This is a genomic window from Streptomyces sp. NPDC015532, assembly GCF_043078065.1.
In the GTDB taxonomy this organism is placed as follows: Bacteria; Actinomycetota; Actinomycetes; order Streptomycetales; family Streptomycetaceae; genus Streptomyces.
The window spans coordinates 273,677-286,610 of record NZ_JBIBSY010000009.1; the positions used below are offsets into that span (position 1 = coordinate 273,677).

13 protein-coding genes are annotated in these 12,934 nt (G+C 71.5%); 6 read left to right on the forward strand and 7 right to left on the reverse strand.

Annotated elements, in window-relative coordinates:
- Positions 1-266: 266 nt before the first annotated feature.
- Genes ACF07B_RS26305 through ACF07B_RS26315 form a run of 3 tightly spaced genes read right to left on the reverse strand, consistent with a single transcriptional unit; the run spans position 267 to position 2,398 of the window.
- Positions 267-839, reverse strand: a complete 573-nt coding sequence (locus ACF07B_RS26305; RefSeq protein ID WP_362398645.1) for a cob(I)yrinic acid a,c-diamide adenosyltransferase — start codon at positions 837-839, stop codon at positions 267-269.
- A gap of 13 nt (positions 840-852) precedes the next feature.
- On the reverse strand, positions 853-1,602 hold the full coding sequence (locus ACF07B_RS26310) for an ABC transporter permease (protein ID WP_392180748.1): 750 nt from the start codon (positions 1,600-1,602) through the stop codon (positions 853-855).
- A 13-nt stretch (positions 1,603-1,615) separates the two neighbouring features.
- A complete protein-coding gene (locus ACF07B_RS26315) occupies positions 1,616-2,398 on the reverse strand; it encodes an ABC transporter ATP-binding protein (protein WP_392180749.1) in 783 nt (260 codons plus the stop codon).
- A gap of 81 nt (positions 2,399-2,479) precedes the next feature.
- On the opposite strand from ACF07B_RS26315, the gene ACF07B_RS26320 reads away from it, so the two are divergent.
- The 4 genes from ACF07B_RS26320 (at position 2,480) to ACF07B_RS26335 (ending at position 7,463) form a co-directional block, all read left to right on the forward strand.
- The gene (locus ACF07B_RS26320; RefSeq protein WP_392180750.1) at positions 2,480-3,121 is read left to right on the forward strand and encodes a TetR/AcrR family transcriptional regulator; all 642 of its coding nucleotides are present in this window, start codon (positions 2,480-2,482) and stop codon (positions 3,119-3,121) included.
- 149 nt (positions 3,122-3,270) lie between these two features.
- Positions 3,271-4,119, forward strand: coding sequence for a 3-hydroxyacyl-CoA dehydrogenase family protein (locus ACF07B_RS26325; RefSeq protein ID WP_369486131.1), 849 nt, complete (start codon positions 3,271-3,273; stop codon positions 4,117-4,119).
- 215 nt (positions 4,120-4,334) lie between these two features.
- On the forward strand, positions 4,335-4,658 hold the full coding sequence (locus tag ACF07B_RS26330) for an STAS domain-containing protein (protein ID WP_261707178.1): 324 nt from the start codon (positions 4,335-4,337) through the stop codon (positions 4,656-4,658).
- A gap of 270 nt (positions 4,659-4,928) precedes the next feature.
- Positions 4,929-7,463, forward strand: coding sequence for an ATP-binding protein (locus ACF07B_RS26335; protein WP_392180751.1), 2,535 nt, complete (start codon positions 4,929-4,931; stop codon positions 7,461-7,463).
- Between the two features lie 96 nt (positions 7,464-7,559).
- Here the strand turns inward: ACF07B_RS26335 and nucS are convergent, their stop codons facing one another.
- Positions 7,560-8,231 (reverse strand): endonuclease NucS, encoded by a 672-nt coding sequence (nucS, locus tag ACF07B_RS26340; RefSeq protein ID WP_351859505.1) that lies wholly within the window; start codon positions 8,229-8,231, stop codon positions 7,560-7,562.
- A gap of 364 nt (positions 8,232-8,595) precedes the next feature.
- Here nucS and ACF07B_RS26345 point away from each other — a divergent pair, with 364 nt between their 5' ends.
- Positions 8,596-8,988 carry an SCO5389 family protein gene (locus tag ACF07B_RS26345; protein WP_266762851.1) on the forward strand — a complete coding sequence of 131 codons (393 nt, stop codon included), beginning with the start codon at positions 8,596-8,598 and terminating at the stop codon, positions 8,986-8,988.
- A gap of 104 nt (positions 8,989-9,092) precedes the next feature.
- On the opposite strand, the gene ACF07B_RS26350 is transcribed toward ACF07B_RS26345, so the two are convergent.
- Positions 9,093-10,121, reverse strand: a complete 1,029-nt coding sequence (locus tag ACF07B_RS26350; RefSeq protein WP_369486134.1) for an LLM class flavin-dependent oxidoreductase — start codon at positions 10,119-10,121, stop codon at positions 9,093-9,095.
- A 243-nt stretch (positions 10,122-10,364) separates the two neighbouring features.
- Between ACF07B_RS26350 and ACF07B_RS26355 the strand changes: the two genes are divergently transcribed.
- Positions 10,365-10,697: an ATP/GTP-binding protein gene (locus ACF07B_RS26355; RefSeq protein ID WP_392180752.1), complete on the forward strand. Its 333-nt coding sequence runs from the start codon at positions 10,365-10,367 to the stop codon at positions 10,695-10,697.
- A 105-nt stretch (positions 10,698-10,802) separates the two neighbouring features.
- Here ACF07B_RS26355 and ACF07B_RS26360 read toward each other — a convergent pair whose 3' ends face one another.
- Entirely contained in the window at positions 10,803-11,660 is an 858-nt protein-coding gene (locus ACF07B_RS26360; protein WP_384241137.1) for an ABC transporter permease, read from the reverse strand.
- Positions 11,657-12,934 carry an ABC transporter ATP-binding protein gene (locus ACF07B_RS26365; RefSeq protein WP_392180753.1) on the reverse strand — a complete coding sequence of 426 codons (1,278 nt, stop codon included), beginning with the start codon at positions 12,932-12,934 and terminating at the stop codon, positions 11,657-11,659. Before ACF07B_RS26365 ends, ACF07B_RS26360 begins: the two co-directional genes overlap by 4 nt.

A 12,934-nucleotide genomic window follows, 5' to 3' on the forward strand; every position in this document is an offset into this window, starting at 1 on the left:
TCTGGACCACTGTTTCGCTGCCACTCTTGATCCTCAACTCCCGTGCGGGTGCCGCGCATTGACGAACGACTGTGCGGTTCTGACGGTCCGGCAGGCGGCTGACGTGGGCCTTCGTGCCTCGGTAAGGGGCCGGCCGGAGCCCTGTGCGCGGCCGGCCGGAACCCCGGGCGGGGACGGCGAAGGGCGCCCGCGGCGGCGGGCCCGAAGTGACCTTCGGGCCCTGCGCGGACGCCCTTCGTCCGGTTCGGCGGGTGGCCGGGAGTCGCTCAGCGCTCCCCGCCCGGGACCCACAGCACGTCACCGGTGTCCTTGTTCGCGGTGCGGGCCAGGATGAACAGCAGGTCGGAGAGACGGTTGAGGTAGGTGGCGGTCAGCGGGTTCATCGCCTCGCCGTGGACCTCCAGCGCCGCCCAGGTCGAGCGCTCGGCCCGGCGCACGACCGTGCACGCCTGGTGCAGGAGCGCCGCGCCGGCGGTGCCGCCGGGCAGGATGAAGGAGCGGAGCTTCTCCAGGCGCTCGTTGAACAGGTCGCAGTCCGCCTCCAGTCGGTCGACGTAGAACTGCTCGACCCGCAGCGGCGGGTACTTCGGGTCCTCGACCACCGGTGTCGACAGGTCCGCGCCCACGTCGAACAGGTCGTTCTGGACGCGGGTGAGGACCTGGACGACCTCGTCCTCCAGGCCGCCCAGGGCGATCGCCGTTCCGATCACCGCGTTCGCCTCGTTGGCGTCGGCGTACGCCGAGATCCGCAGATCGGTTTTGGCGACCCGGCTCATGTCGCCTAGGGCGGTGGTGCCCTGGTCGCCGGTCCTGGTGTAGATGCGCGTCAGATTGACCATGAGCCCAGCCTAGTTATGCCCCGGCCGTGCGGAACGCCCGTGTGCCCACCGTCACGGCGAGCGCGCCGAGGGCGAGGGTCACCAGCACCCCGTACAGCATGTGGGCGGTGGTGTACGAGCCGACGTAGGCGTCCCGCATCGCGTCCGCGAGGTAGCGCAGCGGCATGAGGTGCGAGAGGACGTCCAGCCAGCCGGGGGCGAGCGCCATCGGCAGTATCAGGCCGGACAGCAGCATGGACGGCACGGTGAGCGCGTTGACGGCGGGGCCGAACTCCTGGGGTGTACGGACCTTCATGGCGAGCGCGTAGGACAGGGAGGCGAGCGAGAGGGCCAGCAGGGCGACGAAGGCGAAGCCGATCAGGACGCCGGCGAGCGGCGCGCGCAGACCCGTCACCAGCGCCGCCAGGACGAGCAGCACGGACTGGAGCACCAGGACGGCGGCGTCGCGGAGGATGCGGCCCAGCAGGAGCGCGAGGCGGCTCACCGGGGTGACCCGCATGCGCTCCACGACGCCCAGGTTCTTCTCGACGATGACGGAGAACCCGGCGAACGCGGCGCCGAACAGGCTCAGTTGGAGAAGCAGTCCGGGGACGAGGATCTGCCAGGACGTGCCCCGGGCACCGAGCGGCAGACCGGTCAGGAGCGGGCCGAAGAGGAGCAGGTAGAGCAGGGGCATGAGGACGCCGAAGAGCATCGCGAAGCGGGAACGCAGGGTCTGGCGGGCGTAGCGCCCGAAGATCAGCGCGGTGTCGTGGAGAAGCATCGGCCAGTACGTCCTATACGGCTGCGGGGGCGGCGCCGGCGGGCTCGGGGCCGCGGCCGGTGATGGCGAGGAACGCGTCCTGGAGGGTCGCGTCGAGGGAACCGGCGTGGGCGAGCTTGAGCGCGGAGGGCGTGCCGTCGGCGACCACGACGCCCCGGTCGACGATCACGATCCGGTCCGCGAGCGCGTCCGCCTCGTCGAGGTGGTGGGTGGTCAGGAAGACCGTGGTGCCGTAGGCGTCGCGCAGCTCGCGGACGAGGTCCCAGAGGCCGGCCCGGCTGCCGGGGTCGAGACCGGTCGTCGGCTCGTCGAGGAACAGCACCTCGGGGCGGTGGGTGAGGCCGAGCGCGATGTCCAGGCGCCGTCGCTGCCCTCCGGAGAGCGCGGCCGTCCGGCGGTCCAGCACGTCGGTGAGGCCGAGCTCGTGGGCCAGCTCCCCGGCGCGCTCGGCCGCCCGCGGCTTCGTCAGCCGGTACAGCCGTCCCTGGGTGACGAGTTCCTCCCGCACCGTCACCTGCGGGTCGACGCCGCCCGACTGGGCCACATAGCCGCAGGCGCGGCGCACACCGGCCGGATCGCCGGCCAGGTCGTGGCCCGCGACCGTCGCCGCGCCGCCGGTGGGCGCGAGCAGGGTGGTGAGCATCTTGAGGGTGGTGGTCTTGCCCGCGCCGTTGGGGCCGAGGAGGCCGAGGATCTCGCCGGGCCGCACCGTGAGGTCGATGCCGCGCACCGCCTCGACCGGGCCGTGCTTCGTCGCGAAGGTACGGGCCAGGCCGGCCGTACTGATGATTGCCATGCCGTCAAGAAAAACAGAGTCACTGAAAATTTGCAATGACTCCAAAAATTCAGAAGCTCCAGCGAAAGCTACGATGCGTGCATGACCGAGGGGCTCAGGGAGCGGAAGAAGCGGCAGACCCGGCAGTACATCTCCGATGTCGCCACCGGGCTGTTCCTGGAGCGGGGCTTCGACGCCGTGAAGGTCGCGGAGATCGCGGACGCCGCGAACGTCTCCGTGAACACCGTCTACAACTACTTCCCGGCCAAGGAGGACCTCTTCCTCGACCGGTCCGCGGGCGTGGTCGACCGGCTCGCGCGCTGGGTGCGCGGCCGCCCGAAGGGCGAGTCGGCCGCCGTCGCCGTCCTGCGTGAACTGCGCGAGGAGGTGGAGGCGGTCTCGCCCCGGCTCGGCCTGGCGGCGGGTGTCGCCCGCTTCATGCAGGTCGTCGACGAAGCCCCCGCGCTCCGCTCGCGGCTCTGGGCGATCGGTCAGGAAGCCCTGGAGAGCCTGGAGGAAGCCCTGCGCGAGGAGACCGGCGCGCCGCCCGGGGACCCTCTGCCGGGCCTCGTCGCCGGCCAGATCAACTGGGTCCACCAGACCGTCACGACGGCCATCGGCCGCGAGATGAAGGCGGGCCGTGCCCCGGACGAGGTGTCGCGCGAGATCCTCGTGCTCCTCGACGACATGGAGGAGCTGTTGAGCCCGAAGGTTCTCGGCTACGCCGTACGGGCCGAGGGCTGATCCGGGGTCCGTGACGCTTCCGGACCGGACGTGACGGGTGTCTCACGCCCTGAGACCGTGACACGCGTTACTTACGGGTTTCCCGCCCCCTTCCGAACGCTACTCTCCGCCGAAGAGGCATACACAAGCAGCGTGTTAAGGGAGTCTGAGTGGCTGGGAAGCTCGCCGTCATCGGAGCCGGACTCATGGGGTCCGGTATCGCCCAGGTCTCCGCGCAGGCGGGCTGGGACGTCGTTCTGCGCGATGTCACCGACGAGGCGCTGAACCGCGGTCTCGACGGCATCAGGGCCTCGTACGACAGGTTCGTGAGCAAGGGCAGGCTGGAGGCCGCCGACGCGGACGCCGCGCTCGCGCGGATCACGGCGACCACCGATCTGGACGCGGCCGCCGACGCGGACATCGTCGTCGAGGCGGTCTTCGAGAAGCTCGAGGTCAAGCACGAGATCTTCCAGGCCCTGGACAAGATCGTCCGCCCTGACACCGTGCTCGCCTCCAACACCTCCGCGATCCCGATCACCAAGATCGCGGCGGCCACGGAGCGCCCGGAGCGGGTCGTGGGCGTGCACTTCTTCTCGCCGGTGCCGATGATGCAGCTCGTCGAGCTGGTCCGCGGCTACAAGACCAGCGACGAAACGCTCGCCGCCGCACGGGAGTTCAGCGAGTCCGTCGGCAAGACCTGCATCGTCGTCAACCGCGACGTCGCCGGCTTCGTGACCACCCGCCTCATCTCGGCCCTCGTCGTCGAGGCGACGAAGCTGTACGAGTCGGGCGTGGCCACCGCCGAGGACATCGACCTGGCCTGCCGGCTGGGCTTCGGCCACGCCATGGGGCCCCTGGCCACCGCCGACCTCACGGGCGTCGACATCCTGCTGCACGCCACCGGCAACATCTACACCGAGACCCAGGACGAGAAGTTCGCCCCGCCGGAGCTGATGCGCCGGATGGTTGACGCCGGTGACATCGGGCGCAAGAGCGGGCAGGGCTTCTACAAGCACTGAACGATCATGCGGCGACCGGGATCCGGTCGCCGCATGTGTCGCGGAAGCCGTGCACGCCTCGCGGATGTCACTCCATGAGGTGAATTCGGTATCGGTTCGCTTACAGACGGCAACCTCCACGGCCCTCAGGCAGTCAGACCATGCACAACATGCAGACGCGAAGACGCGGAAACAGACACACGCGGAGTTACGAGACGCATTCTCGGGGAGCGCATATGTACATCAGGGGCGACCACGCCGAGCTGGTCGTCGGGGGCCGCCTCGACGTACGCAGCGCGGCGGACGCCCGTACGGTCCTGCACTCGGCCGTCGACGACGGTGCCGGCGACCTCGTGCTGGATCTGTCCGAGCTGGATTCCTGGGACGCCACAGGCCTCGGCGTCATCATGGGGGCCCACCGACGCGCCGGGCGGTGCGGCCGGCGGCTCGTGCTGCGCGGCGTACCGCCGCAGATGCAGCGTCTGCTGGTGGCTACCCGACTGCACCGGATCCTGGCGATCGAGGGTGGCATCGGGGTCGAGTCCCTGCCCCGGGTGTGAGCTGAGCGCGCGCCCCGTCGCCGCCTCGCGTGCGTGACCCGCGTACGCGCCCGACCGGCGCACGGGGGCACCCCGTGCACAATCCTCACGAAGCTGTGATGCTTCGGGCGGCGCGGTACCCCGCCTGTTCGTAGATACTGTGCGAAGGTTTAGGGTTCGGCTGCCCGCCGACCGAAACCCTACGAGCGGGCACCGGACCAGAAGCGACGAAGCGGTGTGCAGCCAGGCCGGGAGGGCATCGGCACACGACGCTTTTGGGGGGCTTGGAACATGGACCCGATCAACCGGGGAGCCGAAGAGCACGGCCACGACGACGACGGTCAGGTGACCCGCCCGCGCCCGCCGCGTGACCCGCTCGCAGCCGACCTCGGCCAGCACAAACCCGTGCCCGTCCGCACGGTCAGGCTCGTCACGGGTGAATTCGCGCTCACGGTCAACCCCGTCGACGGCAGCGAGATAGAGAACTGCCCGCCGAACGAGCGGCCGGCGACGCCGGCCAGGTTCGGCGCCGCCGAACGCGCCGAACTGGCCCGCGCGGCCCAGCCGCCCGTTCCCCCCGGCCCGGCACAGCCCCGGCTGCCGCTCCTCGACCGCCACGAGGAGCGCGAGCAGGTCGTACGCCTCCTCGCGCGCGGCCGCTCGGTACGGCTCACCGGCCCCTCGGGATCGGGCCGCACCGTCCTGCTGGACGCCGTCGCCGAGGACTGCGCGGACCTCGCCCCCGACGGCGTCGTCCGCCTGTCCGGCCACGGGCGCACCGCGGGCGACGTGCTGTACGACCTCTTCGCCGCCGTCTACGACGCCCCCCTGTACCGCCCGGACCACGAGGACCTGCACCGGCTCGTCCGCGAGATCGGGGCCGTCGTCATCCTCGACGACGCGGAGATCGGCGGCACCGCCCTCGACGTGCTGCTCGACGCCACCCCCGAGTGCGCCTTCGTCATCGCCGCCACCCCCGACATACCGGCCCCCTCCGTGCACGCCCAGCTCGACGAGGTCCTCCTCGGCGGCCTCGACCGCAGCGGCGGCCTCGAACTGCTGGAGCGCTCCGTCGGACGCGTCCTGACCGAGGACGAGTCGAACTGGGCGGGCGACCTCTGGTTCGAGTCCGAGGGACTGCCGCTGCGCTTCATACAGGCCGGAGCACTGCTGCGGCAGCGCGACCGGATGCAGGCCAGCGAAGAGGCCTTCGACGACTACGGCGTCTTCCAGGAAGCCCCCGCCGACGCGCCCTTCACGACCGGCGACGGCACCGACGTACCACTGCCCTCCCTCGCCGAGGGCGCCGCGCCCGCCGCGCTGCTCGCCTCCCGGCTCAGCGAGTCGGCGCGCGCCACCCTGCGCTTCGCCGTCGCGCTCGGCGGCGAGGTGCCCCACCAGGCCCATCTGCCCGCACTCGTGGGAGACACCCACGCCGACGCCGCGCTCGCCGAACTCGCGGCCTCCGCGCTGGTCTCCCCGGTCGGCTCCCGCTACCGGCTCGCCGCCGGTGTGCAGGCCCAGCTGGAGGCCTCCGGATACACGGAAACCCTCCAGGAGAGCGCGCTGGCCGCCGCGCGGCACTACACCTGGTGGGCCGGGCACCCCTCGGTCACCCCGGAGCGGGTCTGCGCCGAGGCCGACGCCCTGCTCGCCGCCCTGGACGTCCGGGTCCCGGTCACCACCGTGCCGCAGGACGAGGACGAGGACAGCGTCTCCGTCCAGCTCGCCCGCACGGCCGCGCCCGCCTTCGCGGCGGGGCTGCACTGGAGCGCCTGGGAGCGCGTCCTGCGGTTCGGCGTCGAGGCCTCCGAGCTGGCCGACGACCTCGGGGAACAGGCCTACTTCCACCACGAGTTGGGTGTACTCGCGCTCTGCGGCCACCAGCTCGACCGGTCCCGCGCCGAGCTGGAGGCCTCCGTCGCCCTGCGCGGCGAAGTCGCCGACAAGCGCGGCACCACCGCCGGCCGCCGCGCCCTCGCGCTGGTCACCGACCGCTCCGGAACCCTTCAGCTGACCGGCGGGCGCACCCCGGCGGGCGAGGAGGTGCCCGACGCGCGTCACGAGGAGTCGGTGTCGCCTCCCGGCGGTGTGCCGGCCGCTTTCCCCCGCACCGACCCGTCGGGCGACACCGTCACGGTGCTCGCCCACCCGGGCAGCCCCGGCATTCCCGCGGCCGGGCCGCGGAGCGTCGCGGGGCGGCTGGTCACCGGCACCCGGCGCAATCTGGTGGCCGCGGGCGCGGGCGCGCTCCTCGTCGCCGTCCTCGGGACCGTGGTGACCCTCGGAGCGACCTCGGAGCACAACAACGGGACGCCGTCCGAGAAGGTCGGCGTCAACCCGTCGGCCACGCAGGACAGCCAGGAGGACAGCCTGGGCGCGGACACGCCGAAGAAGGGCGACGACTCCTCCGCCGGCGTGGTGGCCACCCCCACCGACCCGGGCCCCGACGGCACGTACGGCACCTCGGACGACCCGACCCCCACGGCCACGGCGAGCCGGCAGCCGTCCGGCGAACCCAGCGGGACGCACGCCGCCACGAGCAAGCCCTCGAAGTCGTCGTCCGCGTCGCCGTCGAAGCCGCCCACGCACAGGCCCTCCTCGTCCCCGACGAGGTCGTCGAGCGCCTCGCCGTCGGCTTCCTCCACGAAGTCGTCGAGCCCTTCGCCGTCCACGTCGCCGTCGGCCAGTACGTCGACGACCCCGGCCACCACCGACTCCGCGAGCGGCCCCGTGCCGAGCAGGTCGGCGTCGCAGACGTCGGCCGGCACCGCGTCGACGGGCACCGGCTTCGCCACGACGTCACCGAGCGGCACGGTCATCTGAGTCCGCGCGGTCCGGACATACCGGACTGTCCGGGTAAAGGGGAGGGCCGGGTCCGATGTCGGACCCGGCCCTGTGTCGTATACGAACCCGGGGGGTTCAGAACAGCCGCAGCTTGTCGTCCTCGATACCGCGCAGGGCGTCGTAGTCCAGGACCGCGCACCCGATGCCGCGGTCGGTGGCGAGGACGCGGGCCTGCGGCTTGATCTCCTGGGCGGCGAAGACGCCGCGGACCGGCGCGAGGTGCGGGTCCCGGTTCAACAGCTCCAGGTAGCGCGTGAGTTGCTCCACGCCGTCGATCTCGCCGCGGCGCTTGATCTCGACGGCGACGGTCTGCCCCTCGGCGTCCCGGCACAGGATGTCGACCGGGCCGATGGCCGTCATGTACTCGCGGCGGATGAGCGAGTAGCCCTCGCCGAGGGTCTCGATGCGGTCGGCGAGCAGCTCCTGGAGGTGCGCTTCCACGCCGTCCTTGATCAGGCCGGGGTCCACGCCGAGTTCGTGCGAGGAGTCGTGGAGGATCTCCTCCATCGTGATGATGAGTTTCTCGCCCGCCTTGTTGATGACGGTCCAGGTGCCTTCGTCGTCGCCGGACCCCTCCTTCAGTGTGCAGGGCGGCGACATCCAGTTGAGGGGCTTGTAGGCCCGGTCGTCCGCGTGGATGGAGACGCTGCCGTCCGCCTTCACGAGGATCAGGCGGGGAGCCGACGGGAGATGGGCGGTGAGCCGGCCCGCGTAGTCCACGGAACAGCGGGCAATGACGAGACGCATGGTCGGCAACGCTACTCGACCGGCGGTGGTGCACGCGATTCTCGCGCCCGTCCCGCTCACGCCTCCCGCGCCCGGCCCCGAGGAGGAACTCATGGTTCGCCCCATTTGTTCTTCCGGCTTCCGTCGTCCGGCCCGGCCGGCGTTCTCGCGGGTCACCCCATTGATCCTGAAGATTCCCTGTTCCTCCGTGGCCGATTGTCGGCCTACCGGAGGTTCGCTATGTGCCCATTCTCCTGGTGCCGTTACCTGCCGATGCTTACCGTATGAACGGGAGGTCGCGATACATGTACTCAGCGTGTTCGGTATCGCGGTCCCCGTCCCTGTCCGGCAACCCCCGAGGTGTGGGGGTGCGAGAGGAGTACCCATGTCGCTCGACGTCTCACCGGCCCTACTCCAACAGGCCGAGCGAGGCGAGGTCGATGAAGCTGAATTCGTCGACTGCGTCCGGACCTCCCTGCCCTACGCGTGGGAGATGATCAGCTCCCTGGTGGCCCAGCTGAAGGTGGACGGCGGCAACTTCGCCGACAACCAGACGCCCCCGCCGGACGAGCAGGCACGTGGCCAGCTGCTGCGTGCGCTCGCGAGTGACGCGATACGCGGCGCGCTGCAGCGGCACTTCGGAGTGCGGCTGGCCTTCCAGAACTGCCACCGGGTGGCGGTGTTCCCACTGGACGACTCGGTGGACGACACACTGGCACGCTTCACCTCGGTCCGCAGTCAGCTGCTCAACCAGTCCCCGGAGTTCAGGGACTGCTGACGCACTGATGCCGCATTGCTTGCCGCTCCGTACGCGGGAGGTGCATTGGTACTGGGGCGGCAAGCTCCCCGCGTGTCCGTCCCGTCGGGCCGGACGCCGTGCGGTCACCTGAGCTGGGGCAGGACCTCGGCCCCGAGCCGCCGCACGTTCTCCTCGGTCGCCGCCAGGTCGCCCGAACCCTCGACGAGCAGGGCGAACCGTGCGATGCCGGTCCGCTCCGAGGTCGCCGCGAGCCGGTCGGCGCACAGCCGCGGGGTGCCCACCGGGTGCAGTCCGCAGAGCAGTTCGGTGTACGCCACCGGGTCCCGCATCGAGCGGGCACGGCCGTCGACCGTCACGTGGGCGTCCAGTCCCTGCTTCAGCCAGCCCGGCATCGCCTTGACGAGCGTCTCGACGGCGTCCGTCCGGCGGTCCGCGATCTGGCAGACACCGGCGGAGACATGGGAGGCCGTGAGGATCTCGTCCGACGGGCGGCCCGCCGCGCGCGCGTGCCGCCTCCACAGCGCGACCATTTCGGCCTTCTCCTCGTCCCCGACGTGCATGCCGAGAAGCATCGGCAGCCCGCGCTCGGCGGCGAGCCGCACGCTCGCGGGCGAGGTGCACGCCACGACGACCTCGGGGCCCGGAGCGCCGCTCAGCGCCTCCGACGGGCGTGGTACGACGGGGACTTCACGGAACGGGAACCGCTCGGAGGTGCCGGCGACGGACGGCTCGCGCAGCCAGCGGAGCAGCAGATCGAGTGAATCCGGGAACCCGTGTTCGTACGCCGCGAGGCCCGCGCCGAAGACCTCCAGGTCGACCCAGGGGCCGCCGCGGCCGACCCCCAGGGAGAACCGCCCCCCGGACGTCAGGTGCAGCAGGGCGGCCTGCTCGCCGAGCGCCACGGGATGGACGGTGGGCAGCACGCTGACGGCGGTGCCGATCCGGATACGGTCGGTACGGCCGAGCAGATACGCGGCGAGTGTGACGGCAGACGGGCATGTCCCGTACGGCACGAAGTGGTGTTCGGCCAGCCAGACCGCGTCGAGTCCGGCCTCCTCGGCGACCTCGGCCGACCGCACCGCGCGGTGCAGGGCCTCTCCCTGGCCCTGTCCAGGGAACTGGGCGGCCAGTACAAAGCTTCCAACGTGCATCGAACTTCCTGCTTCCTCGGCTCCGACACGGAGCTCCCCCACCCGGCATAACCGCCTGACACGTGCCGAAGACACGGCCTTGCGGAGAGATTTGCGGATTGTCTGGGAATTGGGCTGTCCGGAGACGGTCCGAGGACGGTCCGAGAGGGGATCTGTGCGGGTTGGCGGAGTACGCGTACCCATGTGCGTGCCGCGTAGGCTTGTGTCGGCCCCTGCTCCCTGTATAGCTCCGTGAGGTGTCCCTTGTCCCCGCGTCGCAACCGTCCGAAGGACACCGGCTCCTCCGGCAGGAGCCCGGAGGAGGACTCGTCGGACCGGTACGGCGGCTGGCAGTCCAATGAGAGCTGGCAGGGCGAGGAGTGGAGCGTGCGCCATGTGGCGGGCGCGAGCGCGCAGGGAAAGACCTACCGCTGCCCCGGCTGCGACCAGTTGATCCCCTCCGGGGTGCCGCACGTGGTGGCCTGGCCGGAGCACTCGGGCGTCGACGAGCGGCGGCACTGGCACAAGGCCTGCTGGAACGCGAAGGACCGCCGCACCACGCGGGTGCAGCGGTCCCGTAACGCGCCCAGGTTCTAGGCGCCTTCGGCGTTCCCGGCGGCAGACCGTCCTGCGCGGACCGCCTTGTCCGGGCGGTCCTGTGCGGCCGTCCTGTTCGGGCGGTCCTGCCGGTGGGCGCGGCCGTCAGACGTCCCGGCGCTCCAGGAGGACGAAGGCGCCGACGACCGCCGCCGCCGTCACCCCGGCGAGCAGACCGAGCTGGGCACCGCCGTTGCCGTTCTCCGAGTCGAGCCGGAAGACGTGGGCGAGGGCGTTCGGCGCGTTGTACTCCTGCATCTTCTCGCCGATCGTGCGCATGCTCTCGGACATCATCAGGAACGCGGGCATGATCGCGGGCAGGAGCACGACACCGAGCATCGTGGTGATCGCGCCCGCCGAGTGACGCAGCATCGAGCCCACCGCGAGCGCGAGCACGCCCAGCAGGGAGACGTACAGCGCGCCCATCACGACGGTGCCGCCCCAGGCGATGTCCGAGGCGTCGCCGGAGGCGTCGCTGTGCATGCCCTCGGTGAACAGACCGACGAGCCCGATCGCGAAGGCCGAGACGCCGAACGCCACCGCGAAGAAGATGACCAGCTTGGCGGCCAGCACCCGGTACCGCTGCGGCGAGGCCGTGAACGTCGTCCGGATCATGCCCGTGCCGTACTCGGAGGAGACCACGAGCACGCCCAGGGTGATCAGGCAGATCTGCCCGAGCATCAGGCCGAAGAACGCCGGGATCGTGTACGGCACGTCGCCGAAGTCCTCGTTCGTGGTCTGCGCGGCGACCAGGAAGCCGATGCCGACCACCAGGAGCAGGAAGATCCCGAGCGTCCACATCGTGGAGCGCACCGACTTGATCTTCGTCCACTCGGAGTTGAGCGCGTGCCCGAGGTGGGTGCGGGTGACGGGGATCGGCGAGGTGTACGAATGGCCGGGCGCCGCCTGCCAGTCGGGGGCAGCGGCGGCCTGCTGCGGCATCGGGGGCTGGGGCGTGCTCATCGGGCGTCCTCGGGCTTGGTCAGGTCGGCGGCGGGCGCGGTCGTGGGTGCGGACTCGGGCGCGGGTGCCGGGGCGGCGGGCGCGGGAGCGGCGGCGGGCGGGCTCGCGGGGCCCTGGGCGTACGGGTTGACGTCCGTGGCGCCGGGGGCCGCCGGAGCGCCGTACGGGCCCGGAGCGCCCGCCTCGGGGGCCGCGGGAGCGCCGTAGGGACCGGCCTGCGGCATGGCGAAGGGCTGCCCGCCCTGCTGGGGCGGCAGCGGCGCGTACCAGCCGGGCTGGCCCTGGCCCGCCACCGGCATCTGCGGCGGCGGCATGGCGCCCGGCGGCAGCGGCTGCTGGAGCCCGGCCTTCTGGTCGACGGTCGAGCGGTAGTCGACGGCGCCCTGCGTCATCCGCATGTACGCCTCCTCCAGCGAGGCCTGGTGCGGCGACAGCTCCCACAGGCGGACGTCGGAGGAGTGCGCGAGGTCGCTGATGCGGGGGAGCGGAAGTCCGGTGACGCGCAGCGCGCCGTCCTGCTCGGGCAGCACCTGGCCGCCGGCCTCGGTCAGCGCGGCGGTCAGCTTCTCGCGCTGCTGCGGCTCGGTGTCGGGGGTGCGCACCCGGGCGAAGTCGGCCGAGTTGTGCGAGATGAAGTCCTTGATGTTCTGGTCGGCGAGAAGCTGGCCGCGGCCGATCACGATGAGGTGGTCGGCGGTCAGCGCCATCTCGCTCATCAGGTGCGAGGAGACGAAGACCGTACGGCCCTCGGCGGCCAGGGACTTCATCAGGTTGCGCACCCAAAGGATGCCCTCGGGGTCGAGGCCGTTGACCGGCTCGTCGAAGAGCAGCACCTGGGGGTCGCCGAGGAGCGCGGCGGCGATGCCGAGGCGCTGGCCCATACCGAGCGAGAAGCCCTTGGAGCGCTTCCGGGCCACGTCCTGGAGGCCGACGACACCGAGCACCTCGTCCACGCGGCGGGCCGGGATGCCCGAGAGCTGGGCCAGGCTCAGCAGGTGGTTGCGGGCGCTCCGGCCGCCGTGGACGGCCTTGGCGTCGAGGAGCGCGCCGACCTGGCGGGGCGCGTTGGGCAGCCTGCGGTAGGGGAAGCCGCCGATCGTCACCTGCCCGGAGGTCGGGTTGTCGAGGCCCAGGATCATGCGCATCGTCGTCGACTTGCCCGAGCCGTTGGGCCCGAGGAACCCGGTGACGGCACCAGGCCGGACCTGGAAGGAAAGGTTGTACACGGCCGTCTTGGCGCCGTAGCGCTTCGTCAGGCCGACTGCCTCGATCAT

Coding starts and splice junctions, on each gene's coding strand:
- ACF07B_RS26305 (WP_362398645.1), bottom strand. CDS start 839: ATGGTCAATCTGACGCGCATCTACACCAGGACCGGCGACCAGGGCACC.
- ACF07B_RS26310 (WP_392180748.1), bottom strand. CDS start 1,602: ATGCTTCTCCACGACACCGCGCTGATCTTCGGGCGCTACGCCCGCCAG.
- ACF07B_RS26315 (WP_392180749.1), bottom strand. CDS start 2,398: ATGGCAATCATCAGTACGGCCGGCCTGGCCCGTACCTTCGCGACGAAG.
- ACF07B_RS26320 (WP_392180750.1), top strand. CDS start 2,480: ATGACCGAGGGGCTCAGGGAGCGGAAGAAGCGGCAGACCCGGCAGTAC.
- ACF07B_RS26330 (WP_261707178.1), top strand. CDS start 4,335: ATGTACATCAGGGGCGACCACGCCGAGCTGGTCGTCGGGGGCCGCCTC.
- ACF07B_RS26335 (WP_392180751.1), top strand. CDS start 4,929: ATGGACCCGATCAACCGGGGAGCCGAAGAGCACGGCCACGACGACGAC.
- nucS (WP_351859505.1), bottom strand. CDS start 8,231: ATGCGTCTCGTCATTGCCCGCTGTTCCGTGGACTACGCGGGCCGGCTC.
- ACF07B_RS26345 (WP_266762851.1), top strand. CDS start 8,596: ATGTCGCTCGACGTCTCACCGGCCCTACTCCAACAGGCCGAGCGAGGC.
- ACF07B_RS26350 (WP_369486134.1), bottom strand. CDS start 10,121: ATGCACGTTGGAAGCTTTGTACTGGCCGCCCAGTTCCCTGGACAGGGC.
- ACF07B_RS26360 (WP_384241137.1), bottom strand. CDS start 11,660: ATGAGCACGCCCCAGCCCCCGATGCCGCAGCAGGCCGCCGCTGCCCCC.
- ACF07B_RS26365 (WP_392180753.1), bottom strand. CDS start 12,934: ATGATCGAGGCAGTCGGCCTGACGAAGCGCTACGGCGCCAAGACGGCC.